The organism is Legionella oakridgensis ATCC 33761 = DSM 21215 (assembly GCF_000512355.1).
GTDB classification, from domain to species: Bacteria; Pseudomonadota; Gammaproteobacteria; order Legionellales; family Legionellaceae; genus Legionella_A; species Legionella_A oakridgensis.
Window position 1 is genome coordinate 135566 of the sequence record NZ_CP004006.1, and the last position, 26402, is coordinate 161967.

Below are 26402 nucleotides of genomic sequence, written 5' to 3' on the forward strand. Positions count from 1 at the left end.
ATATCGCAAGTGCAACCATTGGATGGTCAAATGAAAATTTTAGGGATTTTAATTGCTTTGTTTGTGGTGCCCCTTGTTTATGCTAATCAACTTATTATTGGAGCCTCTCCATTAAATCCGCCCTTTAGCCGACTTTCAGACGCAGAACAGCAACTCATGGGATTTGATATTGATGTGATGACGGCTGTGTGCAGTCGCATCAAAGCTGACTGTAAATTTGTTCCTGTGCCGTTTGATGATTTATTTATGCAATTGGAGGCAGGTAAAATAGATCTGGCCATCTCAGCGATTATTATTACGCCCGAACGCGAAGCAAACTATCTTTTTAGCATACCCTATATGAATAGTAACGGCCGTTTTTTTGCCCCATTTGATTCAAAACTGAATACATTTGATGATATCCAATCCAAAAAGGTCGGTGTACGGGCAGGTTCGCCCTATAAGGAATTGGCTACCGTATTATACAACGATAACGTGACAGTAAAAGAATACGATATTGTTAATGATTTATTCAGTGCTCTTGAAAATGGTGATATAGATGTCGGACTTATGGATAATGAATGCGCAATTTATTGGAATGCCAACTACAACAATACATTTAAACTGATTGGCAATCGACTTCCTGTAGGCAAGGGTTACGGTATAATGGCCAAGCGAGGAACTGATGACCTTATATTAAAAATTAATCAGGCGTTATCCGACATGAAAGCAGATGGTACTTTAGTGAAAATTTATGGTGATTATTTTGATTTGTAAAAATTAATCATTATTTTTTCTTCAATGTTCCTTCAATCAATGAATAAATAGCAGGTACGATGACTAAAGTCAGAATTGTGGAAGAAATCATGCCGCCGATGATAACCAAGGCAAGAGGACGATGGGAACTGGAGGCGGCACCAGGCAGAATGGCGGCTGGCAACATCGCTAGGATAATTGCACAGGAAGTCATTAATACCGGACGCATCCTCAATGGACAGGCTTCTAGTAAAGCTTCTTGAATGGATTTGCCTCTTTCTCGATATTGATTGGTTAAGTCAATCAATAAAATTGAATTCTTAGCAACTAATCCCATCAATAATAGTGCGCCAACCATGGAATAAATATTTAGCGTTTTATGGGTGAGCCATAAAATCAAAATACCGCCAATTAAAGCAAGCGGCTGAGCAATCATAATGATAAAAGGTTGTATAAAAGAATTAAATTGGCTGGCTAAAACCATATACATCAAAATCAAAATCAAGGCCAACGTATAGAGCATGGAACTTTCCGTTTTACCCAACGCTTCAGTATCACCGGTCATGGCTACTGTATAACCTTGCGGTAATGCTTTTTCGGCCATGTCTTGCACGAGATTAATGGCTTTATTGAGCGAAATTTTCGGAGAAGCGCTAAAGGATACGCTGTATTCTTGATTGGTACGGGTGATTTCCAAAGGTGCCAAGGAGGATTCAAAAGAGGCAATGGTATCCAGACTAATGCGCTTGCCTGCTTGATTGATTAAATAAATTTGACTTAAATCTTCTGGTGTTACATATCGACTTTCATCGGCTTTTATCACGACGTCATGACGCTGGTTGCCGTTTTCTTTATTAAATTTGGCCACTTTTACTCCATGATCATTGAGCACCATGGTGACTGCTCCCACTTCTTCTGCGGAAAGCCCTAGGCTGCTAGCCAATACACGGTCCAAAAATAATCGGTATTGAGGTTGTTCAAGAGCAATATGCATATAGACTGGCGCAATGGTTGGCTCATTTTTTAATACGGAATAAAGCTTAAAGGCCGCTTCAACGGTTCCCAGATAGTCTTCACCGCGCACTTCAAAACTCATGTTTCCACCCGCTTGGGTGCTATACACTAAAAACAAGGCTCCTGGAATTTCTTTCAGAAGTTTTTGAACGGCTGACATGATTTCCGGCTGTGATAATTTTCGCTCTTGTTCTGGCAATAAGTTAACATTTATTGTGCCTGAATTGGCTTTACTTAAAGAGGAAAAATAAGTTTCAATGCTGGACATTTTTGCCAGGGTTTTCTCTGCGTCAGCAATTCGGGATTTTGTATAAGCGGTACTGGAGCCTTGCGCCGTTTGTACCAGAATTTGGAAATGGCCTGTATCACGTTCTTCCGGCAAAAAACCTTTACCAATCGTCATCAATACGGGTAAACCAAGGAGTACGGTGGCTAAAGCCAGAAACACCATCAACCAGCGAAAACGCAACGCGAGGTGTAACATCTTTTTGTAAAATGTTTCAATGACTAGGAATCCTCTCTCTAGATGATGATAAATCGAGCCGTGTTCTGTAATGATTCGCATGAATCTTGCACACAAAACAGGCGTTAAAGTCAATGAAATCAATAATGAGATCGCTACTCCTGCTGTCACGACAACGGCAAAGGATTTAAAAAACAATCCTAGGGTACCGCCCATAAAAACAACGGGTAAAAAAATTGAAACCAAGCTTAATGAGGCAGCCAGAACAGCAAAGACAACCTGATCGCTGCCTTTGATTGCAGCGTCTTTGGGTTTCAGGGCATGGCTTTCCATTTGCCGATAGATATTCTCCAAAACCACAATGGCATCATCTACGACTACCCCAACTAATAAAATGATGCCAAGCAGGGTAATGATATTAAGAGTAAAGCCAAACGCATAAATGGCTAAAACAGCGCCTAACAAAGACACAGGGATTGCTGTGACAATGATTAATGTGGAACGCAGATTGCGCAGGAACAGCCAGATGACAAACCCTGCGGCAAAAATACTTAAAATCGTATCTTCTTCCAGCTCATGAACGACGGATAAAATATATTGAGCTTCCTCATAGACTACTTTTAGATGAACATTGGGTGGTAACTGCGTCTGGATTTCTTGTAAACGATTCTGAACTGCTTCCACCACTTGAACCGTATTTGCTTCGGGTCGTTTGACGATATTAATACCTAATGCGGTTTGACCATTTAAGGTGGCTACGTTTTCCTTGTCTGGAACCGTGAGTGTAAGTGTTGCGATGTCTTTTAAATAAATGGGAGCACCTTGACGGTAGGCGACGACCATGCGTTCCAACTCATCAAGTTGATGAAATTCAAGGTCTAGATTCAGAGAAAATTGTTTATTGCCAGCACGCACGAAACCACCAGGTAACTGCACATGTTGGGATGAAAATGCAGATTTTACCATCCCGGGACTAATATTTAAGGCGGCCATTTTTGCCAGATTAAGCTCTACCATCACCACAACGCCGTCGGATCCTACGACGGTAACTTCAGCAACGCCAGGTAAGCCTTGTAATTTTTTTTGCACTATTGTGCGAGCAATTTCATCCAATTCTTCAATGGTTTCTTTCCCCGAAATACCTATCAGCATGATGGGTGTTGCACCAATGCTTTCTTTTTGAATGACTGGCGATTTTGTTCCTGCTGGAAATTGACCCGTCACTTGATTAAGTTTGCTTTGCACTTCATTAAATACGGCATCCATGTTTGTGCCTAAAGCAAATTGCAATTCAACTTTCGACTCTCCTGGACTGGAGGAAGAATTGATCGTTTTAATGCCGGCAATGGTGTTTAATACGACTTCTATTGGTTTCGTGATGGTTTCATTGATGATTTCCGAATCCCCGCCCGGAAGGTCTGTTGTTACTGTAATTACAGGAAACGTGATGTCCGTCGGATACGTATTCACCGACGGACACGGCAATTTTTCCAACATGGCCGTTGATAGGAGATAATACATTCACTTGAGCGGCTTGAAATTGCGCGTGTGCCAAATCCGCCATGGCAACGGTGACGTTTGCTTGGGCTGTTTGACGCTGTGCTTGGATTTGGCTGTATTGCTCCTGAGAAATGTAGCCTTTGCCGATGAGTTTGTCGGCGCGAGCGGCATCTTGGTCGCTTTCATTGAGTTGCGCCTTGGCCTGTATCAGTTTGGCTTCTGCCTGTTGGAGAGCCAATGCCAATTCTTCTTGTTTCATTTTAAGTAATGGCTGGTCCTTATGAACTTCTTCGCCCTCATGAACGAGTAATTGCTCAATTTGACCGGAAATACGAGCCCGAATGACAGGCGCTTCCCTCGCAACCAAGGTGCCGATGGATTTATATTGGACATTGACCAATTCTAAAGTGGCAGGAATGACCGTGACCGGAACGGCCGTTTGTTCAGTTTTGTCGGGTTTTTTATCCTGTTTTTCACACGCTGAAAGTGTGGTTGTCAGCACCAGAATGGTTACAAACACTCGTTTGAACCCTTTTTGCATCATGCCCTACCTAATAAAAAACAAGTCCTAAAAAAAATGTTATCAAATTCCAGCCGATGATGCTTACTTTTATAAATAGATTATTAAGTTTAGTAACTTAGAATTGGTTCCCCCAGTTTATGTAAGACGCTGGGGGAGCATAGAATAAGGAATGGATTTTATTTATTATACAACCCAGATGGAGGGGGGGTAAGTGCTCCTTCAGATTGCTCTTGTTGCGGTGGTGATAGTGTGTTTGGTGATTGTGCCGGCGCTGCTTCTTCAGTTGCTTCGATTGCTTTGCTTGCATCAAATGTTGGAAGCGTATTCGTACTACTGGATGGATTGTTTGATTCTAATGCGCTATCTGTGATGCCGCTTTTCATCGAAGGCGAAGTTGCCCCCATGGTGGTAGCCGATGGTGATGGTGGAGGAAAAACGTCTGATGCGGATACTATTTGATTATTGCTATTGTATATATTGCCATTCTTATAGGAATACCCACTAGGTAGTATGGCATTAAGTTGAGTTTGGTTTAGATCATTCATGAAGTTCGTAAATTGTCCTGAGTTTTGGCTTAAGATGCCCATGGCACTGCTGAACGTTGGGCTTGATAAAGTCGTGGCGCTTAAACTTCCTATTTGGCCTTGCTCTTGAGGTGAGTTGGTGGCCAAGATGCTTGCCAATGAATTGGCATTTCCGGACGTTACAATGCCTGTAACTAAATTTGAATATTGTGAATTAGATAAATTACTAACAATATTATTAACCGCTGCTTGGGCTGCCTGGGATGTTTAGGGATTGTTGCTATTAATTTGAGCGGTTAAGGAATTTATACTCTGAGTGAACTTGGGGTCTGAAAAGGTTGTAGCGCTTAGCCCAGAAGTTATTACGCTGGTATAGCCACTGTCATATTGAGCGAGGCCAGTTAGCACAGCTCCAGCATTGGCTGGATTACTATTAAGCCCGCTAATCATAGTGTTAAATTGTGCGGTACTCTCGTTAGCATATACAGTGTTAAAGGTTGATGCGAAGTTTTGACTTGACAGAGTTGCAGGATCCAGGCTCGCCCATTGTCCTTGGGAGAAATTCTGCATCATGTTTTGAGCAGTGGCTTCGAAATCGTTTTGATTACTGTAATTGGTTATCGCATAATTAAAGGTGGCTGCTGATACTGTTGGAGAAAGGCCTTGAACGATCGACGTAAATTGTGATGTTCCTGATGTCCACCAGGATTGCTCAATGGCATTGGTCATGGTAGTCATTGCAGTTGTATCTTGGGGATTGATGGAGATAGACCCTAGCTGGGCAGTGGTTGCTGCCTGTAATTGGTTTGCAGCATCAGTTACATTGCCATTGCTGAGATCAGTATTGAACTGACTTAATGAGAAAGATGGCTGACTTACAGCTGCGTTGGCGGCGGCAATAACAGTATGTGTTGGGTCAATGATGCCAACGCCAGCCGATGTTAGCACAAACAATGCTAACGATGTTAGCGAACGTGTTTTCTTGGCCATGGTTCTCTCCGGTCTCTCTAGCATATATTTAAGTCTAGTCAACATTATGAAAAAAACCACTTGGCACTAAGTAGAACAAAATCATATTTTGATTGTGTTATCCTCTATTTGTGTCATTTCCGCGCAGGCGGAAATCCATCTTTCAAACAAAGTTATGACCCATTATAAGAAATAGATTTCCGCCCGCGTGGAAACGACTAAATTTTACTTTATGAAGGCGTTTGTTGATCAATATTGTATGATCTTACTCTATGGTTAATGTTGCTCAAAATAGCCTTCGGAGACCCCATAAATGGAACAAGACATTTTTTTGTCGGATTTTTTCTCCCATTCGGGGTTATTAAGCACCTCTGTGGCATTGTTGTAGCCTGTTTCAAAACGCAATTTAATGACAGGACGGATGAAATTATAATCTTTAAACGAGTGGGAATAGGGCGTATCACGATAAATGATGTGTACCACACTAAATCTTTTTTCATGCCCTAACGCTAATATTTTTTGAACTTCAGGATCTTTTTTGGCTTCGGGCGTTAATTTTTGTCCCAGATAATTAATAGCAGTTTGTAAGTTTTTACGGCTGGCGTAAACGTTGGTTAAACGGCGCGAGTGGCTGGCATAGCGGATATCTTTTTGTCGTTCCTCCAGTTGGTCCATGGTTTTTGGTACCGTTCCTTTCAAACTGAAGCAGTCGACCATAAAACAAAGGGTATCTTGTTCTGGTAAGGCATCTAATACTGTGACCAGCGGTGTGTTTGCATAAATTCCACCATCCCAATAATAGTTCTCGCCGATTTTAATGGCTGGGAAACCAGGAGGCAACGCACAACTTGCCAAGATATGGTCGACGGTAATAGTCATCATTTGGTTATTAAAAAACTCCATTTCCCCACTAGCCACATTCACAGCCCCGAGACAAAGGGTCACTTTTTTGCTATTAATCCGATCAAAATCAATTAACTTTTCCAGAGTATTACGTAATTCTGACGTATCGTAATAACTTAATTTGTCTGGAGTGTCGTGCGTTAAAGGAGTAGGTGGAAGGAGCCTGGGTTTAAAAAAGCCGTCCAAACCAAATAATAAGGAATGTAAAGCTCCCATTTGATTTCTTAAATGGTGGGTAAAATCAAAATCATGAAACTGACCTAATGAATCAGAGAGTAAGGTTGGTGTAATGGTATTCCAAAATTCTAACAATTTTTCTATTTGTTGGTCGTGAGGGTTGCCAGCAATGATAGAACTGTTGATAGAACCAATTGAAACGCCTGCTAAGAAATTGGGATTATAACCTCGCTCATGAATGGCTTTAAATGCTCCGACTTGATAGGCACCCAAAGCCCCACCACCTTGAAAGATGCAGGCAATTCGGTCATAGGTTTGCTTGCTGGCAGTAGATTTCTCAGGTTTATTGATGAGACCAAGCGCTTGTTTATGAGCGGGTTTACTTTTCTTTACTTCAGTCTTTTTTGCCACCATAGCTTCCTGCTCCTGGGTATTTGAACATTAACGGTGCTCTTTTCCTGATTTATTAACTAAAAAATCCAGAATTGCAAACAACCGTTCTTCGGATTTTGCCATTTGTAAATCAGTTTTATATTGATTATTGACGATTAAAGCAGGGACTGCTGCAATTTGATAACGCGCCATTTGCCTTTTGCTATCATTAATCTCCAAATCAATGCTTGGTGAATGCATGAAAGCGCTGCTGGCTATTTTGGCATCCACCCCATGACTTGCAAAAAAATCAATCATTGCTTGGTCGCTGTTGAGTGACTGTTTTTCCTTAAGAATGGCATTGAATAAGACCGGAGATAATTGCATGCCTAAATCCAGTGCTTTGGCGGTATAATAGGCCTTGGCGTAATATTCCCAATCCTTGTTAAAAATGACAGGAATTTTGTCGTAAGAAATCGCTTTTCCTTGAGCATTGACCCAACGATTTAATTCAGGCTCAAGGCGATAACACCAAGGACAACCATAGCTGAAATATTCAGTGACAACCACCGTGTTGGCGGAAGAGGAAACCGGCTCTGGATCTTTAATCACGACATAATCTTTTCCAGCAATAAATTCCTCGGCAAAGGTCATTGTAGAGATGATAAACAAAAAAATCATGGAAAATATCTGTTTCAGCATGAGCCACCTTATTAGCAAATCGATCGATAATGTAGTATAAAAAATTTACCTAGGTTATTCTGACTATTCTATTGTTTTCATGAATGAATCATGAAGCCGTATGTCAAGGGCTGAGCATTGTACAGTTAAACGATCAAAAATCCCTGGTAATATTTGATTTATTTTAAAGCAAATTAACATTGAAAAACAGCCTATTAATGCAAACCAGCCACATAATGCGCTACGGCGTCCATGTCTTCTTTCGTCATACGCATGCTTATGTCTTGCATGATTGCATTTAAATCATTTTGACGCCCATGATCTTTAAAAGCTTGCAATTGTTGAATCGTATATATGGGTTGTTGGCCAGAAAGTACTGGAAAACCGGCTTGAGCATTTCCTTTGCCTTGTGGGCCATGGCAGGCAATGCAGGCAGTAATATGTTGCCTGAAATCCCCTCCACGGTATAATTGTTCACCGCGCGCCAGATATTTTTTGGTGGTCGCAAGTTCAGGCAATGGTTGCTCTGAATAAAAAGCAGCCAGATCTTCCATGTCTTGCTTATTTAAGTTTGCGACAATCGGCGTCATGGTTGCTGCATTGCGGTTTTTCCCTTCTTTAAAGTCCTGCAATTGTTTGACGAGGTAAGCAGCGTGTTGACCTGCAATACTGGGCCAGGCTGGATTACTGCTAATGCCTTTGGGTCCATGACAAGCGATGCAAATGGCTGATTTTTTTTCTCCAGCCTCATAATTGCCTGCGGCATTTGCCAGTATTGGACAGCATAAGACAACGGCCAATGCTATTTTTTTCATTCTGGTCCCATAGGTTATGTCTGGTTTAATGTTACACTGTCTTAAAGCGTATCTGCAAATTCTATCATGCTAATTAATCCGTATACTCAGGCCAAGTTTTTAAAAAGTGCTGCACGCGTTGAACAATTACCTCCCGATACAGGTTATGAGGTTGCTTTTGCTGGTCGCTCCAATGCTGGTAAATCCAGCGCACTAAATTGTTTGACTGGAATTCGGCGGTTGGCTCGCACCAGCAAAACGCCGGGACGGACGCAATTGATTAACTTATTTGGCTTGAGTGATGCTAATCGGCGTCTGGTTGATTTGCCTGGGTATGGGTATGCGAAAGTTTCGCAACAAATCAAGCAAGAGTGGCAAAACAACTTGGCTCATTATTTGGAAGTCCGAGGCAGTTTGCGCGGACTGGTGCTTTTGATGGATATTCGTCATCCGCTTAAGGAGCTCGATCAAATGATGGCAGCCTGGGCTATTGAACGCCAGCTCCCTGTTCATGTCTTACTAACCAAAGCGGACAAATTAAGTCGTGGCCAGGCGCAAAGTACTTTGTTGCAAGTACGTAGACATTATCAATCCGTACAACATTTGCTGACTGTCCAAGTGTTTTCTTCCCTGAAAATCCAAGGAGTAGACGAATTAATTCAAGTCTTAAATCAATGGTTTGAATTCAATAGACCTCTTGCATAACCAGTCTCTTTAGTGCTGCGTTGCAAGTGTTGCTGGAGTGTTTTACCCCATGTAACTCTGCGCCTCAATCGTTGGTTGCCTTTGCATTCTGTTGATGAGTCTAAGGATCCATTGAGAAAATCGTTTCAATTTCGTCGGCGTCATCGTCAGTTTCCTCACCTGTTGCTGGGTGTATGATAATTTTGGGTACTGGGAGTGGTGGTGTTCCTGATTTGGCTCGGGACACTTTTCTTAGTAATTCTTCCATCATAGTCTCTTTCTGCAATAATTCATCTTCATCTTGCAGATGTTCTCGAACCGTTGAGACGTAACGTGCTTTTCTTTGAACCGGTTTAAATTGCAACTCCCTGAGTATGAATTCTCTTTGTCTTGCTTTCTCCTCGTCCCGTGGTGAAAAGAAAAAAGAGCCAGGTGTTTGGCTTAAAGAGAGTGGAGGGGTTGGTGGCCTTCGCTGTATAGGAACTGGAAGAGTATCTGTAACGGGGGTGGGAGGAGGAGTCTTAGGGCATAGAGGTGTTGTTGACGTAGAATCTTCTGTAGAATTTGTTTCTTCATCACCCATAGTAAGTTCTCCATGCGAGTTGATTGAACTTTAATCTTTAATTGAAATTAAAATTCTTGTCAACTATGAATAATGGCTATCAGAGCAAACGCATCTATATTTTGAACATGTATTTGTTAAAGAACTTGTCTTTGCTCGAAAAGACGACATTAAGGATTATTTTTAGTCATAAGATGCGTTGCCCTGAATGGCTATTATTCTGCACTTATAAGTTTGATCACGGCAGAAAAATCCAACTCTCCCATGCCTTGCTCTTTGACTTGCTGATAAAGCTCCATGGCATGATGGCCCAGAGGCGTATGAATGCCAGCGGTTTCTGCAGATTGTTGACTTAAACGCAAGTCTTTAAGCATCATGGCCGCCGTAAAACCAGGTTGATAATCATGATTGGCAGGAACGTTGTCCAAGATACCTGGCACAGGCGTATAACGGCTCATCGCCCAACATTGTCCGGATGAATGAGTGACTACTTCATGCAATTTTTTTGCTGAAAGTCCCAAATGACTGGCCAAAGTAAAGGCTTCCGATATGGCAATCATGGAAATACCAAGAATCATATTATTACAAATTTTTGCTGCCTGACCGCTGCCAGCTTCTCCAGTGTGGATGATGGTTTTACCCATATGTGCAAGAATTGGCTGCGCACGGGTAAAATAAGGTTCTGGACCGCCAACCATAAAAGTTAATGTAGCGGCTGCTGCACCGGCTACCCCTCCGGATACAGGGGCGTCTATAGCCTGTATATTATGCTGGCCAGCATGCTGATGAATGGCGCGAGAGGTTAGGACGTCAATGGAGGAGCAATCAATAAATAAGGTATGATTTTGAGCAGCGGTAAATAATCCACCATCCCCCAGACATACTCCCTTCACTTGCTCTCCTGTTTGCAGCATGGTGATGATAATGTCTTTGTTTCGGGCTGCTTCCTGTAAGGAAGAGGCAGCGTTTCCTCCTGCTTGGTTTAAGGCATCCAGTGCCTGAGATTGTAAGTCAAATCCTGTGACGACATGTCCGGCTTTCACCAGGTTAATTGCCATCGGTAAGCCCATGTGCCCTAATCCGATAAAAGCGATGTTTGCCATTTTTTCTCCTTTGAAAATAGCGCGTTAAGCGACCTTTAATGACTGGGCATGATGAACTGGCTGGCATGCAATTCCGTTACTGGCCAGCGGCTGGTGATGGTCTTGCGTCTTGTATAAAACTGAATGCTTTCCGAGCCATGCATGTTGGTGTCGCCAAAGGAAGATTGTTTCCAACCGCCAAAAGGATGGCTTGCTATGGGCACAGGAATGGGGATATTAATGCCAACCATGCCCACTTGGACGCGCTGGCTGTATTCTCGTGCTGCATAACCGTCACGAGTGAAAATTGCAGTGCCGTTACCGTATTGATTACGATTGATCAATTGTAAGGCTTTTTCAAAATTTGGAACTCGAACGACAACCAGGACTGGACCAAAAATTTCATTTTGGTAGATTGACATATTTTCCGTCACTCCATCAAATAAGGATGGCCCTAGGAAAAAACCATTGGGATATTGGCTGTGTCTGAAATCTCGTCCATCAATCATGAGTTTGGCGCCTTCCTCGATTCCTTTGTCAATCGCTGTCAGTATGCGTTGGCGATGGCTAGCACTGATGACAGGCCCCATATCTACGCCGGGGGCATCACCAGCATCGACGCGAATAGCCTGAATTAATGGGACAAGTTTTTCCAGCAGCTGATCGCCTGTTTGTTCCCCGACAGCGACCACCACAGAAATGGCCATGCAGCGCTCGCCGGCGGAACCATAGGCGGCGCCTACGATGGCATTAGCTGCATAATCAAGATCAGCATCCGGCATGACCACACAATGATTTTTAGCTCCCCCAAACGTATGAGCGCGTTTGCCAAGCATGGAGGCGGTTGTATAAATAAATTCGGCAACGGGCGTGGACGCAACCGCAGTAAAAGCTTGAATTTCGGGTTGTTTTAACAAGAGCTCAACCACCGCTTTGTCGCCGTGAATGCAATTGGCAACGCCGGCCGGCAATCCGGCTTCACTAAGTAATTCTAACAAGCGTACGGGTGCTGATGGATCTTGTTCCGACGGCTTAAGGATGAAGGTATTTCCACAGGCAATGGCAGGAATCATCATCCAAACGGGAACCATCACTGGAAAGTTAAACGGTGATATCCCGGCACATACACCTAAAGGCTGTCGTAGTGTATGACAATCAATATTGTTGGCAACATTCAATGAAAAAGTGCCTTGCAGTTGCGTCATGAGTCCACAATGAAATTCAACCACTTCGATTGCACGCGCTACAGAACCTTTGGCATCATCCAGCGTTTTCCCATGTTCGCGGGTCACTATGCTAGCAAGCTCATTCTGATGTTTTTCCAGCAGTTCACGAAATTTAAATAAAATGCGCGCGCGCTTTAATGGTGGGGTATCTGACCAGGCAGGGAAAGCTTCCTGCGCCGCTGCAATGGCTTTATTGCATAGGGCTTGGTTGGCAGAAAAAACTTCGCCGATTGCTTCACCCAACGCAGGATTATGAATGGTGAGGCGTTTATCTGTTTTTTCTGTGTATGCATTGCCGGCAATATAATGAGGTACCGTATAAACCATTGCGTAACTCCTTTAAATGCAATTATTCACCAAATGTAGCCAACGTCACTTGATATTGGCGATCATGCTCGCCTCCTTGGGAACAACACGTTTCTATTACCTCGAAATAAACGTGTTCTCCAGCTTTTTCTAAAGCATTTTGAATCGCGTCGTAAATTCCAGAATTTGAGTAGCCAGTAAAATCTCCTATTTTTTTTGCGATCATCCTTTTTCTTCCTTTCTAAACTCTAATAATGAGAGGGACTCTTAAGAGTGCAGCGAGTCAGTGTAACATGATCCAATAGGATTAATCATCCAGTAAATGTTCAAGCCCGTAATAGAGTGAATTTATCGTCTGTACTCGTTGGCAGGCCAGAATTATTCCAGGCATAAAGGAGTTGCGATCAATGCTGTTGTGATGAATGCTTAAGGTTTCTCCCTGATTACCAAACAAGACTTGCTGCTGGGCAAGCACGCCAGGCAAGCGTAGTGAATGAATGTTTACTTCATGATAGGAAGCGCCTCTAGCGCCGGAAACCAATTCCTTTAATGGAAGTTGATTTTTCTCATACCGCCTTGCAGCAGCAATTAATTCCGCCGTTTTCATTGCCGTTCCAGAAGGGGCATCCAATTTTTGCTGGTGGTGGACCTCAATGATTTCAGCTTCGGGTAAGTAGCGAGCAGCCATGGCGGCAAATCGCATCATTAATACGGCACCGATGGAAAAATTGGGTGCAATAATGCCGCCCAGTTTTTTTTCTTCGCAAAGTGTTCTTAACGTTTTAATTTGCTCATCAAGCAAACCACTGGTGCCAATCACAGGATGAACTTTGCTATTAATGATGGTTAAGCAATTTTGATAAACGCAATCGGCGCGTGTTAAATCGATGACGATTTGCGCGTTTGTCTCCATGATAACGGATTGCAAATCATCTTCTCGAGTTAAACCAGCTACCAGTTGGAAATCAGGGTGTTTGGTGATGGTTTCGCATGCCAGTGTCCCCATTTTTCCATGTGCGCCGTTTACAATGACACGAGTTTGCATATAGGCTCCAAACAATGCACGAAAAAGAGATTAGCTATTTTTTCTTTGGGATGAGCTTTTCTTTTCTTCATGTATGGTCTTAAACGCCCACATGGCGGCTGGAATCCAACCGATTATGGTTGCTTGCAGGATGAGTGCTACCAAGGCTCCGCCAGGATTATCGTATATGAGTAAAACCAGGGCGGGGAAAAATAAAGCGATGCATGACAAAATAAAACGTTTCATAGTGCTGCTACCTTTCAGTGAATGTTATTAATTAATTATATAGCTTAACTAATTTTGATAATAATCTTCTATTTAATGGTTGGATGCAACCTGGAATGAATGGTTTGCCGCGACTTGCAAAATGAGCATAAACGCTGTACATTGCATGCTCAATTTTCCCCTCTCACCAAATGTACCAGACAAGGGTTAGCGCATGAGAAAACAGGAGTTGCATCCCCGTACGGCTGTCATTAATAAAAACAAAAAAATCAGTCCAAGCAGTTGCGTGTTGAAGCCTTACGCTGGTTGGCTGCTACGTTCCCGAGTGCTTTTGATAATACCAGGCAGATAAGGCCACTAAAAGTAGGGATTATGAATGATATTTTAGTTCATGCAGAAGAAGCAGCTACTGCGGGAATTTCCAGAGGAAAGTTGCGGGAAGCTGTTGTTATTTTTACTCGACGCATTGATTATTTGGCATCAATAAAAGCACGTGAAACGCGTGTTGATTTACACGGGAGTCCAGTTGGGCAAGTGACGGAAGAAGAAGCGGAAAGAGCCGCGACAAAAATCAAAAAAATGGTAGAAAAAAGCGCCAAAAACGCGCGTAAAAATCTGATTGGTAAATCGGTTCCCAACCACTTTAAAATGACGAGCTCGCTTAGTTATCACTCAGAATCAGAATTAATGTCTTATTCAGAACAGTTTCCTGCACTCTCAGCGCAAAGTGCATTTTCACCACCAGCTAAATCAGCGCCGGTGATGGTTAAACATAAATCTGCTCGACCTTATGATCCGGAAGCAGTTGCTCGATTGAAGGAAAAATTAGGGTTATCGCGAAAAAAAGAGCCGGTTGAGTAATGACATAATCCCTTGGGATTAACCCGCATACGCATCAGGGCAAATGCATCTTATGATTAAAAATAATCCTGAACGTCGTCTTTGTGAGCGATAGCGAAGCAATTGTCCAGACCTAATTTTCAATAGGGTATCGATCTGGGTTGCTTCGCTATCGCAAGGACAGTTTTTTAATAAATACATGTTCAAAATTTAGATGTGCTTGCCCTAACATACGCGCATCATGACTTGCAAATAATTGCCTATTATGTAACCATCATGGGGTTTTTTTGTATTCATTATTTTGAGGCTATATGAAAGAGTTAGAGCGCCTGAGTGAGCTAAAAAAAGCATTGGCTCTTTTGCAACAAAAATATCCTAATCTTCTTGGTAAATATCGCCGATGGCGGCTGGATAGTTTTATTTATCATCCTCCTGTGCAAGATTTGAGCGAATTTGAGCAACAGTATTCTCAGCATTCTCGTCAAGCCAATGGTACAGAAGAAAATCATGTTACTGACCTTAAAAATAAGTTATTAGGGGCTGTTGCTAAAAATAATTCCACAAAGGCTCATCAGTATTTAACGGAGCTCTTTGGCATTCTGCAAACAGAAATCACGGAACTTGCAGATACGTATTTATTCAGTGAGGAAGCTCAACGGCAATTGCAAGCGTCTAAAAATTTCGCGCAATTTGATTTAGAGACGAAAAATTTTTATCGCAGTGAGTTCGCGTTGCGCTGTAGTGTTGGTCGATTGTATTGTACGTTAAATGCACTGGCGGCAGGTTTGACAGCAGTTTTTGAAACTACGCAAACACCAGAATGTTTGCAAGGGATTGATCAACCGTTGAATAAGATAGAGAATGGCCAACGTGCCTTGGTGTCAGCGTTGTCCAAATATGAAGCAATGCGCGTCATAATTAGAAAACAAATACAATCAACGAATGAGGGTTTGATAGAGCAATGCTGGCCTGGGTTTGAAGAGTTATTGCAGCAAATTAAATTGAAAAGTGAGGAGCTGACGAACAAGGCAAAAACAAACGCTAGTTACGTTGCGGCTAGTAAAGTTGGTGAAACATTACAGACCAAACTTGAGCAAGCGGCTCAGGATTTTTTTAAGGATAAAAAAATAAGTTTTAATACGTTTCATATACGTTGCAGCACAGCCATAGAAGAGGCTCGTTCAGTATTGAAAGAACACCGTGGCTGGGGAAAGGTTCTTGCGGATTTGGCTTTTTGGTTTACGGCAATCGTGACAGGGGGAGTGGTGCCATTAATCCATAAAGCATTTACCGGGGAGTTTCGTTTCTTTAAACCAGCAAAGACCGATTCTGAACAAAAGCTAGATACTTTTACAGAAAAACTCATGACGGTTGCTGCACCCCAATTTGGAGCGTAGACTGCTTTACTTGGCGCGTATGATTTCCATGCAATTCGTACCGCCAGGCTTGCCTATCACATTACCCCGCGTCAGTAATAAAAAGGTATTTTCTTCAACCAGATTTTTTTTCAGCAGATAAGTAATTATTTGCTGATTAATGTTTTTGCTGGCTATCTCGCGATAATCATAAAATAAAGGAAAAACGTTATTGACCAGGCTTAATTTCCTTACCGTGTCTTCATTATCTGAGATGGCATAAATGGGGACTGTACTATAATGACGCGACATCCAGATGGCGGTTGCTCCGGATTCGGTTAGTGCAACAATGGCTTTAATCGGGAAATGGTTGGCGACATGCATTGTTGCCATCGCAATGGCTTGATCGGCTCGTGGATAGCGACATGAGTCGCTTTCTGTTTGATAAAAAAAAGCTGCGTGCTTTTCCGCACTCAGACAAATTTTATCAACCATTTGGATGACTTTTACCGGATATTGTCCACTGGCTGTCTCTGCAGATAGCATGACTGCGTCTGTGCCATCGAGAATGGCATTTGCTACGTCCGATACTTCGGCACGTGTAGGTTGTGGATGAGTAATCATCGATTCCATCATTTGAGTTGCAGTAATGACAATTTTATTTAATTGCCGGGTTTGCTCAATGATGCGTTTTTGAATGGCGGGTACTTCCGCCGCGCCAATTTCTACCCCTAGGTCGCCGCGGGCAACCATCACGGCATCTGCTTCCAGAATGATGTCGGTTAAACAGCCTAATGCTTCGGTTCGCTCAATTTTTGCAATGATTGGTATCTGTGATGCACCCAAATTCGTTAAAATTTGCCGCGCGGTGCGGATATCATTAGCATCTTTTACAAAAGACAACGTGATATAATCCACTTTAGCAGCGATTGCTGCAGCCATATCTTCCTTGTCTTTATCCGTGAGCGCCCCGGCAGCTAAACCTCCGCCTTTGCGGTTAATGCCTTTATTATTGCTCAATACACCGCCTTCAATGACGATGCAATCGATGTAAGGTGCTCTGATAGCCGTCACCATCAATTCAATTAAACCGTCATCCAGCAATAAATGATCATTAACGGTTAATTCGTTGCATAAATTGGGATAGGCAACGGACACGCCAGTTTCATCGCCCAATTTGGCATCGCTTGCGCATGACAGGGTAAAGGTTTGTTTTTCCACCAAGATAATGGTGTTATTTTTAAAACGCCCTATACGAATTTTAGGACCTTGCAAATCGGCCATGATGGCTAGTGGGCGATGAAGCTCAGCTGCAAGCGTGCGTGCCAGTTTAATGGTTTGAGCAAACTCTTTGGTAGCGTGAGAAAAATTAATGCGCAATACATCCACGCCCGCCAGAAGCATGGCTCGTAATATTTCCGGTGCATGACTGGCAGGGCCTATGGTGGCGACAATTTTAGTGCGACGACGTTGCATTCTTGGCTCGTTTTTCCAAAATGACGACTGCAGGCAGTGGCCGGCCTTCAAGGTATTCCAGAAATGCCCCACCTCCAGTAGAGATATAAGAAATCTGATCTGTCAGATCATATTGGTCAATGGCTGCCAATGTATCTCCGCCACCGGCGATGCTAAATGCTTCGCTGTTTGCTATGGCAATGGCTAATGCACGAGTACCATAAGCAAATTGCGGAAATTCAAATACTCCAACAGGACCATTCCATATAATGGTTTTGGCGGCATCAAGAAAATCAATATATTGAGTGATGGTATTGGGACCAATATCCATAATCATGTCGTCTGTTGCAACATTAGATAATGCTTTATTAAAAGCCGGACAGCTATCGCTAAATGATTTTCCAACCACGGCATCAACAGGCAGGGGAATTTGACATCCTTTTTCTGCAGCAAGCGCCAATACGGCGCGCGCTTCATCAAGCAGCCCTGGTTCATACAGGGAAACGCCAATTTCATGACCTTGTGCCTTGAGAAACGTATTAGCGATGCCTCCCCCAGGAATTAAAACATCCACCAGGGTTACCATTTGTTTAAGAAGCGATAATTTAGAGGAGATTTTTGCGCCACCGACGATGGCCACAATTGGTTTTTCCGGTGCTTCAAGCACGTGCTGCAAGGCTTCAAGCTCACGAACCAAGAGTGGTCCGGCAGCGGCAATTGGGGCGTATTGAGCGACGCCATAAGTCGACGCTTGCTCGCGATGAGCAGTACCGAAGGCATCCATGACGAACACATCACATAAAGCAGCAAGTTTTTTAGCCAAGATTTCATCATTGGCTTTTTCACCTGGATTAAAGCGTACATTTTCACATACTATGAGTTCACCTGGTTTGACCTCAACGCCGTCCAGATAATGGTTGGAAAAATGCACGGGATAATCAAGGTGGGAAGCTAAATATTCAGCAATTGGTTCCAGAGAGAAACGAGTCTCAAATTTACCTTCTTCGGGACGACCCAGATGGGAAAGTACAATCACTGCAGCACCTTTCTCCAAGGCCATACGCAAGGTGGGTAATGCAGCTTGCAGACGCTGATCGCTGGTGATTATCCCTTCTTTAATGGGTACGTTTAAGTCTTCTCGAATCAAGACACGTTTGTCATGTAAATCAAGATCACTCATTTTAATAAGGTTCATGACCATTCCTTAAAGGTTCATCATGTGATAAGCCGTATCCAGCATACGATTAGAAAATCCCCACTCGTTGTCATACCAGGCAACAATCTTGACTAAGTGGCCTAGGACTTTTGTTTGGGTGGTGTCAAAGATTGCGGATGCTGGGTGATGATTAAAATCACAAGAAACTAGAGGCTCTTCATTAATGTGTAATATGTCACTTTTTGCTTTCCGCATGATGTCATTGACTTCATCGACAGAAGTAGGGCGTTTTGTTGTAAATGTTAAATCAATGGCAGACACATTCAGCGTTGGTACACGCATGGCAAATCCATCTAATCTGCCGGCCAATTCAGGCAACACCAGACCAACGGCAGAAGCTGCACCAGTTTTTGTCGGGATGATGGAATGGGCTGCGGCACGTGCGCGGTGTAAATCCGGGTGGCTGCCGTCAAGAAGCATTTGATCTTTGGTATAAGCATGAACGGTATTTAATAAGCCATATTCGATTCCCAAGGCATCATGGAGCGGTTTAACGACGGGTGCCAGGCAATTGGTGGTGCAAGAGGCATTGGATACGACGATGTCAGAAGCCTGAAGCGTATGATGGTTGACGCCATAGACAATCGTCGTGTCAGCATTTTTTCCAGGTGCTGAAATCAGCACTTTTTTTGCGCCTGCGGTGATGTGTTGCATGGCCGCTTCATGCGTGGTGAAATGTCCTGTGCATTCTAGAACGAGATCAACGTCTAACGTTTTCCATGGTAATGCTTCCGGACGGCGTTCAGCTGTGACAAGAATACGATGGCCATCGATAACGAGGTATTCTCCATCTATTTCGACTTTTTTTGGAAAACGACCGTGCGTTGAATCGTAGCGGGTTAAATGGGCGGTAATATCAATGCCTGACAAATCATTGATGACGACGACATTAAAATCATGTTGACGTTCGTATTCAAAAATTGATCGTAAAATACAACGGCCGATGCGGCCATAACCATTAATTGCAATGCGTATTGTCATGTTACTTCTCCGAACCTAAGAGCATATTTAAAATTATTTTTTCGCTTTATAAAAAGTAGGTGGCTTGTGGCTTGGCTTTAACTCGATCTTGTCAGTAAAGACTGCGCTGCAGCTACCGTTTGTTCTACTGTGATTCCTAAATAATTATAGGCTTTTTGTGCAGGTGCTGAGGTGCCGAAGCGATCCAGACCTATCACGATTCCATCAAGACCGACAAAACGATACCAGTATGCTGTGGCAGCCGCTTCAATGGCTATTCGTTTGCGTACGGTTTTTGGCAGTACCTGCTCTTGATAAGTGGTTTCTTGCAACAGAAAACGTTCAGCGCATGGCATGGACACGACTCGCATCCGTATCCCTTGTTCTTCGAGTAAACTTGCAGCAGCCACGGCTATTTGCATTTCTGAACCAGTAGCAATCAGGATGATATCGGGTAAAGATTGGCAATCCTTAAGAATATAACCGCCGCGTTGAATTTGAGTAAGTTGCTGAGCAGAATGGCCTAAGGGAGGCAAATTTTGTCGTGATAACAGCAGGCATGAGGGGCCATTGTGACGTTCAATGGCTTGTTGCCAAGCTACGGCAGTTTCTGTCAGATCCGCCGGACGCCATACGTCAAGATCCGGAGTCATGCGTAACATAGCGGCATGTTCAATGGGTTGATGCGTCGGTCCATCTTCACCTAATCCGATGGAGTCGTGGGTATACACATAAATCACCCGTTGCTTCATTAACGCGCTTAAACGTACTGCATTGCGGGCGTAATCGCTAAACACTAAAAATGTCCCGCCATAAGGAATAAAACCACCATGCAAGGCAATGCCATTCATAATGGCTGACATGGCAAATTCGCGCACGCCATAATAAAGATAATTGCCGTTAAAATGATCGTGGGTAATGGCTTTGCTGCCTGACCAATTGGTGTTGTTGGAGCCCGTAAGATCAGCAGAGCCTCCTAAAAGTTCCGGCAGTAAAGCTGCATAATGTTCCAGACATTGCTGGGATGCCTTGCGAGTTGCGACGTCTTTATTGTTTTCCTGACAGTGTTGGATAAATACGTTGGCATCGGTTGGCCAATGGTCGGGTAAATCACCGTTGATTCGCCGTAAAAACTCATGGTAATCCTTGGGGCGTCGGTGTTGATAATGATGGCAATCCTTGAGCCAGCGTTGCTCATCTTGCACACCTTGCTCAACATGATTCCAACGAGCATAGAGCGCATCAGGGATAACAAATGGTGGATGTGGCCAATGGAAGCGTTCTCTTAGCTGCTGAATGTCTTCACTTCCTAATGGCGCGCCATGGACTTTCTCACTGCCTGCTGCATTGGAACCATAGCCAATGATGGTTTTGCAGATAATGAGCGTTGGTTTGGTGGTTTCCTGGCGAGCCGCAGAGATTGCTTGCTCAATGGCTGCGTAATCATGCCCATCAACAGCATCAATCACATGCCAATGATAGGCTCTGAAGCGGGCGGCCGTATCATCGGTAAACCAAGGGTCGACTTTGCCATCAATGGAAATGCCATTGTCATCATAAAAGACAATTAATTTGCCAAGCCCGAGCGTGCCCGCAAGAGAACAGGCTTCATGAGAAATGCCTTCCATCATGCAACCATCGCCAGCAAATGCATAAGTAAAATGATCCACCAGAGTGGTTTCTTCATCATTAAATTGGGTGGCAAGGATTTTTTCAGCAATGGCCATGCCAACCGCATTGGCAAGCCCCTGGCCTAGCGGGCCTGTAGTCGTTTCCACGCCAGGCGTTTCCGTGCATTCTGGATGTCCGGGCGTTTTGGAATGCAGTTGACGAAAATTTTTTAATTCATCCAAGCTTAAATTATAACCGGTCAAGTGCAGCAGCGAATAAAGCAACATGGAGCCATGACCATTCGATAGAACAAAACGGTCGCGATTAAACCAATGTGGATTTTTAGGGTTATGTTTATAGAATTTTTTCCATAATACCGTGGCGATGTCGGCCATACCTAAGGGCATACCTGGGTGGCCAGATTGGGCTTTTTCAACAGCATCGATGCTTAGAAAGCGGATGGCAAGAGATAATTCTTTGATTGAACTCATGCGTGCTCATTGACGGTCAACAGGGGCACTATTGTCGCTCAGAAGAGGTCATTCGGCAAGTTGACCTAATGGCAAAGTGAAAAAAATTTTACTTTTTGTCCATTTTCTAGGATGATCGTACTATTTAACTAACATTTGTGCCTAATGTCAGTCATTTTACAGAGATTACAATCCGACGGATTTAATTTGCCTGAAGCATGTGAAGAATTAAAAACGTGGGCATTCACAGAGCAGTTGCGTAAGAAAGATATTGATTTTTTTCGTAAACTGGTTTGTCACCATACGTTGCTCCGTTTTGAATACAGTGTGCTTTGTACGCAATTGGCTCATGATTTCATGCGCCTGCAAGATCCGTCGCAATTAACTCGACAAATAAAAACAGCGCTGATATTGGCAGAAACTCTGGAGATTGTTTATCGCGATTATTTAAATGTTCCACGTGAAATTGAGCGTTTGCGCCGCGAGCAAACCATTTACCGCAATTTATTGATGGCACAAGGCTATCAATTTAAGCCACAAGTCGATGAAGAAAACCTTAGCCAGGAATTGGGGATTAGTAAAAGAGTTCATGAGGTATCTGCTCCACTCAATTGGGCGCGACTTTATTCCATACGTGTCAGGCGATTATTAATCACTTCCAGCCTTTTGACGCAAGAACTTTCCCCTTACCGGCAATGGGTGGGTTTGATGGATGAATGGGTTCGCCCTGCTTTGGCGTATTTTAACTGGATTTTTTTCACTCCAAGATTGCTTGTTAATCTAACCATGATGGCAAAACATACAATCCCTGGTTGGTGGATGAGCAAAGAAGAATATGATTTAGGATGGCAAACAAGGTTCATGCTGCAATGGAAGCGCCGATGGTTTTTACTGGGGAATGACTCTGCCTGGTTGACTGCCGGGTTACTGAACTGTTTTGTGCTGATTGGCACACTGGCACCGTTTAGTATTTATCTTGCGGTGGCATTGCAAGTATTTGATATCGCAATGGCTGCCACACAAGCTTATGTTGAAATCAGTCGGTTGCGGAAATTACAGGCATATTATGCGCAAATGCTTAATCGTGAAGGAATTTCTGCAGAAGAACAAGACGAAATTCGGAATTATCAAGTGCATTTGGAAAAACGCATTAACCATGAGCGTACGCGGCTTTATCTTAGTGTCACCAACACCGTTGTGTTACTGGTGGCCATCAGTCTTGCACTCCCGGTGTTTGCTTTTAATCCATTAATTCCCGTCATTGGCGCAGCACTGGCTGTATTAACGACTATTGTTATTCATAATGCAAGTCAACAATTGCAAAGGCAAAGACCATCGGATGATGTTTCTTGCCTCAAGATTGAACCGCAGAAAGAATCTAATTTAGTCCGTCATAGTCTCTTTAAACCTGGCCTTTCATTGCCAATTTCGCAGCAAGAATTGCAATTACCAGCCGGTACAGATGATCTTGCTTCTTATCAAGAAGGAACAGCGTACGCGTTGAATCTCTAGTAGCAGTCCGCTGATTTTCAATGCTATCCTTATTGCCTTTAAGATTAACTTGAGGCTTTTATGTCCACTATATCTTTACCCCAATTTACTGATATTGATCTTAAACATTTTGTTGAACGGCTTGATGCGCTCTTAAATGCTAATTTACAGCAGATTTCCAGTCTATTGTCTCAAAACAATTCATTTACTTGGGATAATCTCATGCAGCCTTTAGAAGACATGGAGGATGCGCTTGAGCGTTTCTGGTCCCCTGTAGCGCATTTGCATGCTGTGGTTAATTCGCCCGCTTTACGGGACTGTTACCAGGCGTGTTTGCCTAAATTGTCCTCTTATGAAGCGACCATCGGTCATAATCAACGCTTATACGAAGCGGTCAAATCTTTAGACAGGAACATTTTAAACGACGCCCAGACTAAAATTGTGGAAGATGCATTGCGTGATTTTGAATTGTCTGGTGTGGCACTGTCTGCTGAAAAAAAACAGCGGTTTGAAGCAATTCAGACACGTTTATCGGAATTATCCAACCAATTTGAAAACAATGTTCTTGATGCAAGCCAGGCTTACCAGCTGCATGTCACCGACGCTTCTCGTTTGACTGGTTTGCCAGAACATGCCTTGCATCATGCGCGTGTATTGGCTGAAGAAAAGAAATTGGATGGTTGGGTGCTTAATCTCGAAATTCCTTGCTATCTTGCTGTGGTTACTTATGCCAATGATCGCGCGTTGCGCGAAGAAATTTATCAGGCTTATGTAACCAGGGCCTCCGATCAAGGTCCTAACGCAGGACAATTTGATAATACCGCAGTCATGAACGAGTTGCTGGCGTTACGCCATGAAAAAGCCCAGTTGCTTGGGTTTGCGAATTATGCGGAATTATCGTTGGCTACCAAAATGGCAAAATCGTGCAAGCAGGTGACGGATTTCTTATGGGATTTAAGTCATCGTGCTTACGAACAAGCCAAAAGAGAGTTTAAGGATTTGCAGGAATTTGCTAAAGAGCATTATGCAATCGATGCTATGCAACCATGGGACATTGCTTACATGTCCGAGAAGAAAAAACAAAAACTGCATGCGATTTCTGAAGAAGAGTTGCGTCCTTTTTTTCCACTGCCCAAGGTGATGGAAGGATTGTTTACCATTGTAAATAAATTATATGGCATGAGCATTCAAGAGGTTAAAGGCGTTGATACTTGGCATCCGGATGTACGTTGTTATGAAATCAAAGATGCTGAACATAACACCCGTGGTTATCTGTATGCCGATTTGTTTGCCCGTTCGCAAAAACGCGGCGGGGCCTGGATGGATTCTTGCCAAAGCCGACGTAAACTTGCAGATGGCAGTATTCAGCGGCCAATTGCAACCTTGACTTGTAATTTTGCTAAACCTGCGGCAAATCAAGTGGCTTGCTTGTCGCATGATGAAGTATTGACGCTGTTTCATGAATTTGGTCATTGTTTGCATCATCTGTTGACACAAGTCGATTACTTGAGTGTTTCCGGCATCCATGGAGTGGAATGGGACGCGGTCGAGTTACCCAGTCAATTTTTTGAAAACTGGTGTTGGGAAGAGCCAGCGTTGCAACTATTAACGTCGCATCGTGATACAGGAGAGGCTTTGCCGAAAGACATGCTTGCAAGGTTGTTGGCTGCAAAAAATTTTCAATCCGCCATGATGATGATGCGTCAGCTTGAATTTTCTATTTTTGATTTTCGTATTCATCAGGAGTACGTGAGTAATCAACCAGAGTTTATTGCTTCAATCCTTGCAGACGTTCGTCGGAATATTTCCGTGGTTCCAGTTGTGCCTTACAATCGGTTTCAGCATAGTTTTGCCCATATTTTTGGTGGCGGGTATGCGGCCGGATACTACAGTTATAAATGGGCTGAAGTGCTGTCCAGCGATGCTTTTGCACGGTTTGAAGAAGAAGGGATTTTTAATGAAACCACGGGACGTGATTTTCTTCGTTGTATCCTTGAAGTGGGGGGTGCACGAAACGCAGAAGACGCTTACCAATCCTTCCGAGGACGGCCGGCTACTGTCGATGCTTTATTAAGGCATAATGGCATTGAATAATGTTTGATTTTCTCAAAGTCCATGGCTGAAGAGGGCGCATGGACTAAATGCTTTTTGGACCTTTCTGCCGGCGGTCATCTCGTTGCTCTTGGCGTGCGTCTTCAGCTTTTTCACGACGGGATGTTGATAAAGGCGTAGTCACTATCCAGGATTGCGCTTGCATCATGCGATCAATGTCTTTGCCTTTTTGAATGCCATTGTATATTTTGCACCAACTGGCAGGTTGTCCTTCCCTTGATAGGTATTCAGCATACAAGACGTCTTTTCTTGGGCAGCGCTCACCCACGTATAGCGATAACCCATTGTGTCCATAAAAAATTTCTTTTTCCGCGGTTGCAACAATGGTGTGAAGGTAATAAGTATTTTCTTGGTATTTAAAATAATGATAACCCTCTGAATCTTGTTGCAAAACGTCAACACCTGGTGGCAATTCAATGTATTTCATAATTCGCTTTTGTCATCTTGAATGATTTATAATCATGCAAATTTGCAAAAATTAATCCCTTTTGTCAATGAATTGTTATCGGGATTTTGTATTTTTTAAATAAGTCATTAATCTATTATTAACTTTTGCAATGACAGAGCATGTTATGCCAACAGACCTTTATGATATTCCGATGACAACCATCAACGGAGAATCCACAACATTGCAACCTTATCAGGGGCAGGTAATGCTCATTGTGAATGTGGCTAGCCGTTGCGGATTTACCAAGCAATACGCTGAGCTTGAATCCTTGTATCAGGACTATCGTCAGCGTGGTTTTGTGGTGTTGGGGTTTCCCTGCAATCAATTTCGTGAGCAGGAGCCTGGTGGCAATGAAGAAATCAAGGCGTTTGCGGAAAGTTGCTTTAGGGTTACGTTTCCTTTATTTGGCAAGTGTGATGTCAAAGGACCAAAGCAAGCGCCTTTATACGCTTATCTTGCTAGCCACATCGAGAAAAAGCCATGGATATTTATTCCTTGGAATTTCACTAAAATTTTGGTTGATCAACATGGCCGGGTTTTAAGACGCTACCCGCCAACCACGTCCTTTAAAACCATCCGCAATGCCTTGGATACATTGTTAACCAAACAATGATAGCTTATCCCTGTTATCTGGGATTGTTAGCCATGAAAATAATTCGCTACTGTTTCTTAGGATTAGT

The 26402-nt window shown here is 43.2% G+C and carries 26 protein-coding genes; 8 read left to right on the forward strand and 18 right to left on the reverse strand.

All coding sequences use genetic code 11. The annotated features are described in order from the left end of the window. The first annotated feature begins 30 nt into the window (after window positions 1-30). Window positions 31-756 carry a transporter substrate-binding domain-containing protein gene (locus tag LOA_RS00670; protein WP_025384718.1) on the forward strand — a complete coding sequence of 242 codons (726 nt, stop codon included), beginning with the start codon at window positions 31-33 and terminating at the stop codon, window positions 754-756. 10 nt (window positions 757-766) lie between these two features. Here the strand turns inward: LOA_RS00670 and LOA_RS00675 are convergent, their stop codons facing one another. The 3 genes from LOA_RS00675 to LOA_RS00680 form a co-directional block, all read right to left on the reverse strand. Continuing rightward, window positions 767-3682, reverse strand: a complete 2916-nt coding sequence (locus LOA_RS00675; RefSeq protein ID WP_025384719.1) for an efflux RND transporter permease subunit — start codon at window positions 3680-3682, stop codon at window positions 767-769. Then, the gene (locus tag LOA_RS13475) at window positions 3597-4256 is read right to left on the reverse strand and encodes an efflux RND transporter periplasmic adaptor subunit (RefSeq protein ID WP_052335858.1); all 660 of its coding nucleotides are present in this window, start codon (window positions 4254-4256) and stop codon (window positions 3597-3599) included. Before LOA_RS13475 ends, LOA_RS00675 begins: the two co-directional genes overlap by 86 nt. Before the next feature lie 155 nt (window positions 4257-4411). Next, window positions 4412-4906: a hypothetical protein gene (locus tag LOA_RS00680; protein ID WP_042238603.1), complete on the reverse strand. Its 495-nt coding sequence runs from the start codon at window positions 4904-4906 to the stop codon at window positions 4412-4414. Between LOA_RS00680 and LOA_RS15685 the strand changes: the two genes are divergently transcribed. Then, window positions 4899-5030 (forward strand): hypothetical protein, encoded by a 132-nt coding sequence (locus LOA_RS15685; protein WP_272946926.1) that lies wholly within the window; start codon window positions 4899-4901, stop codon window positions 5028-5030. The genes LOA_RS00680 and LOA_RS15685 overlap by 8 nt on opposite strands. Here LOA_RS15685 and LOA_RS00685 read toward each other — a convergent pair. From LOA_RS00685 to LOA_RS00700, 4 genes are all read right to left on the reverse strand, one after another. Continuing rightward, window positions 5027-5749, reverse strand: coding sequence for a hypothetical protein (locus tag LOA_RS00685; RefSeq protein WP_042238605.1), 723 nt, complete (start codon window positions 5747-5749; stop codon window positions 5027-5029). The two genes, LOA_RS15685 and LOA_RS00685, sit on opposite strands and share 4 nt — an antisense overlap. A gap of 255 nt (window positions 5750-6004) precedes the next feature. Then, window positions 6005-7222: a DUF3734 domain-containing protein gene (locus LOA_RS00690; RefSeq protein ID WP_052335859.1), complete on the reverse strand. Its 1218-nt coding sequence runs from the start codon at window positions 7220-7222 to the stop codon at window positions 6005-6007. 27 nt (window positions 7223-7249) lie between these two features. Then, window positions 7250-7882: a thiol:disulfide interchange protein DsbA/DsbL gene (locus LOA_RS00695; RefSeq protein ID WP_025384724.1), complete on the reverse strand. Its 633-nt coding sequence runs from the start codon at window positions 7880-7882 to the stop codon at window positions 7250-7252. Between the two features lie 194 nt (window positions 7883-8076). Continuing rightward, window positions 8077-8676: a c-type cytochrome gene (locus LOA_RS00700; protein ID WP_025384725.1), complete on the reverse strand. Its 600-nt coding sequence runs from the start codon at window positions 8674-8676 to the stop codon at window positions 8077-8079. A gap of 66 nt (window positions 8677-8742) precedes the next feature. Here LOA_RS00700 and yihA point away from each other — a divergent pair, with 66 nt between their 5' ends. After that, complete coding sequence (gene yihA / locus LOA_RS00705; RefSeq protein WP_025384726.1) at window positions 8743-9360, forward strand: ribosome biogenesis GTP-binding protein YihA/YsxC; 618 nt, start codon at window positions 8743-8745, stop codon at window positions 9358-9360. A 100-nt stretch (window positions 9361-9460) separates the two neighbouring features. Here the strand turns inward: yihA and LOA_RS00710 are convergent, their stop codons facing one another. From LOA_RS00710 to LOA_RS00735, 6 genes are all read right to left on the reverse strand, one after another. After that, on the reverse strand, window positions 9461-9922 hold the full coding sequence (locus LOA_RS00710) for a hypothetical protein (RefSeq protein WP_025384727.1): 462 nt from the start codon (window positions 9920-9922) through the stop codon (window positions 9461-9463). A gap of 194 nt (window positions 9923-10116) precedes the next feature. Then, complete coding sequence (gene mmsB, locus LOA_RS00715; RefSeq protein WP_025384728.1) at window positions 10117-11004, reverse strand: 3-hydroxyisobutyrate dehydrogenase; 888 nt, start codon at window positions 11002-11004, stop codon at window positions 10117-10119. 35 nt (window positions 11005-11039) lie between these two features. After that, window positions 11040-12536: a CoA-acylating methylmalonate-semialdehyde dehydrogenase gene (locus LOA_RS00720; protein WP_025384729.1), complete on the reverse strand. Its 1497-nt coding sequence runs from the start codon at window positions 12534-12536 to the stop codon at window positions 11040-11042. 22 nt (window positions 12537-12558) lie between these two features. Next, window positions 12559-12741: a dodecin domain-containing protein gene (locus tag LOA_RS00725; RefSeq protein WP_025384730.1), complete on the reverse strand. Its 183-nt coding sequence runs from the start codon at window positions 12739-12741 to the stop codon at window positions 12559-12561. Between the two features lie 81 nt (window positions 12742-12822). Next, window positions 12823-13560, reverse strand: a complete 738-nt coding sequence (dapB, locus tag LOA_RS00730; RefSeq protein WP_025384731.1) for a 4-hydroxy-tetrahydrodipicolinate reductase — start codon at window positions 13558-13560, stop codon at window positions 12823-12825. A 30-nt stretch (window positions 13561-13590) separates the two neighbouring features. After that, on the reverse strand, window positions 13591-13785 hold the full coding sequence (locus LOA_RS00735; protein WP_025384732.1) for a hypothetical protein: 195 nt from the start codon (window positions 13783-13785) through the stop codon (window positions 13591-13593). Window positions 13786-14070: 285 nt separating this feature from the next. Here LOA_RS00735 and LOA_RS00740 point away from each other — a divergent pair, with 285 nt between their 5' ends. Both LOA_RS00740 and LOA_RS00745 read left to right on the forward strand, forming a co-directional pair. Then, complete coding sequence (locus LOA_RS00740; RefSeq protein WP_420795679.1) at window positions 14071-14625, forward strand: ProQ/FinO family protein; 555 nt, start codon at window positions 14071-14073, stop codon at window positions 14623-14625. 290 nt (window positions 14626-14915) lie between these two features. Continuing rightward, window positions 14916-16001, forward strand: a complete 1086-nt coding sequence (locus tag LOA_RS00745) for a hypothetical protein (protein ID WP_025384733.1) — start codon at window positions 14916-14918, stop codon at window positions 15999-16001. A gap of 6 nt (window positions 16002-16007) precedes the next feature. Here the strand turns inward: LOA_RS00745 and pyk are convergent, their stop codons facing one another. From pyk to tkt, 4 genes are all read right to left on the reverse strand, one after another. After that, entirely contained in the window at window positions 16008-17435 is a 1428-nt protein-coding gene (gene pyk / locus LOA_RS00750; protein WP_025384734.1) for a pyruvate kinase, read from the reverse strand. Then, the gene (locus tag LOA_RS00755; protein ID WP_025384735.1) at window positions 17416-18609 is read right to left on the reverse strand and encodes a phosphoglycerate kinase; all 1194 of its coding nucleotides are present in this window, start codon (window positions 18607-18609) and stop codon (window positions 17416-17418) included. The genes pyk and LOA_RS00755 overlap by 20 nt, the downstream gene beginning before the upstream one ends. Before the next feature lie 9 nt (window positions 18610-18618). Next, complete coding sequence (gap, locus tag LOA_RS00760) at window positions 18619-19611, reverse strand: type I glyceraldehyde-3-phosphate dehydrogenase (protein ID WP_025384736.1); 993 nt, start codon at window positions 19609-19611, stop codon at window positions 18619-18621. A gap of 77 nt (window positions 19612-19688) precedes the next feature. After that, complete coding sequence (gene tkt / locus LOA_RS00765) at window positions 19689-21692, reverse strand: transketolase (RefSeq protein WP_025384737.1); 2004 nt, start codon at window positions 21690-21692, stop codon at window positions 19689-19691. Between the two features lie 186 nt (window positions 21693-21878). On the opposite strand from tkt, the gene LOA_RS00770 reads away from it, so the two are divergent. Further along, complete coding sequence (locus tag LOA_RS00770) at window positions 21879-23183, forward strand: hypothetical protein (protein WP_147370100.1); 1305 nt, start codon at window positions 21879-21881, stop codon at window positions 23181-23183. 60 nt (window positions 23184-23243) lie between these two features. Next, window positions 23244-25256 (forward strand): M3 family metallopeptidase, encoded by a 2013-nt coding sequence (locus LOA_RS00775; RefSeq protein ID WP_025384739.1) that lies wholly within the window; start codon window positions 23244-23246, stop codon window positions 25254-25256. A 43-nt stretch (window positions 25257-25299) separates the two neighbouring features. On the opposite strand, the gene LOA_RS00780 is transcribed toward LOA_RS00775, so the two are convergent. Further along, window positions 25300-25701, reverse strand: coding sequence for a hypothetical protein (locus tag LOA_RS00780; protein WP_025384740.1), 402 nt, complete (start codon window positions 25699-25701; stop codon window positions 25300-25302). Between the two features lie 145 nt (window positions 25702-25846). Here LOA_RS00780 and LOA_RS00785 point away from each other — a divergent pair, with 145 nt between their 5' ends. Continuing rightward, window positions 25847-26335 carry a glutathione peroxidase gene (locus LOA_RS00785; protein WP_035892575.1) on the forward strand — a complete coding sequence of 163 codons (489 nt, stop codon included), beginning with the start codon at window positions 25847-25849 and terminating at the stop codon, window positions 26333-26335. The last annotated feature ends 67 nt before the right edge of the window (window positions 26336-26402 follow it).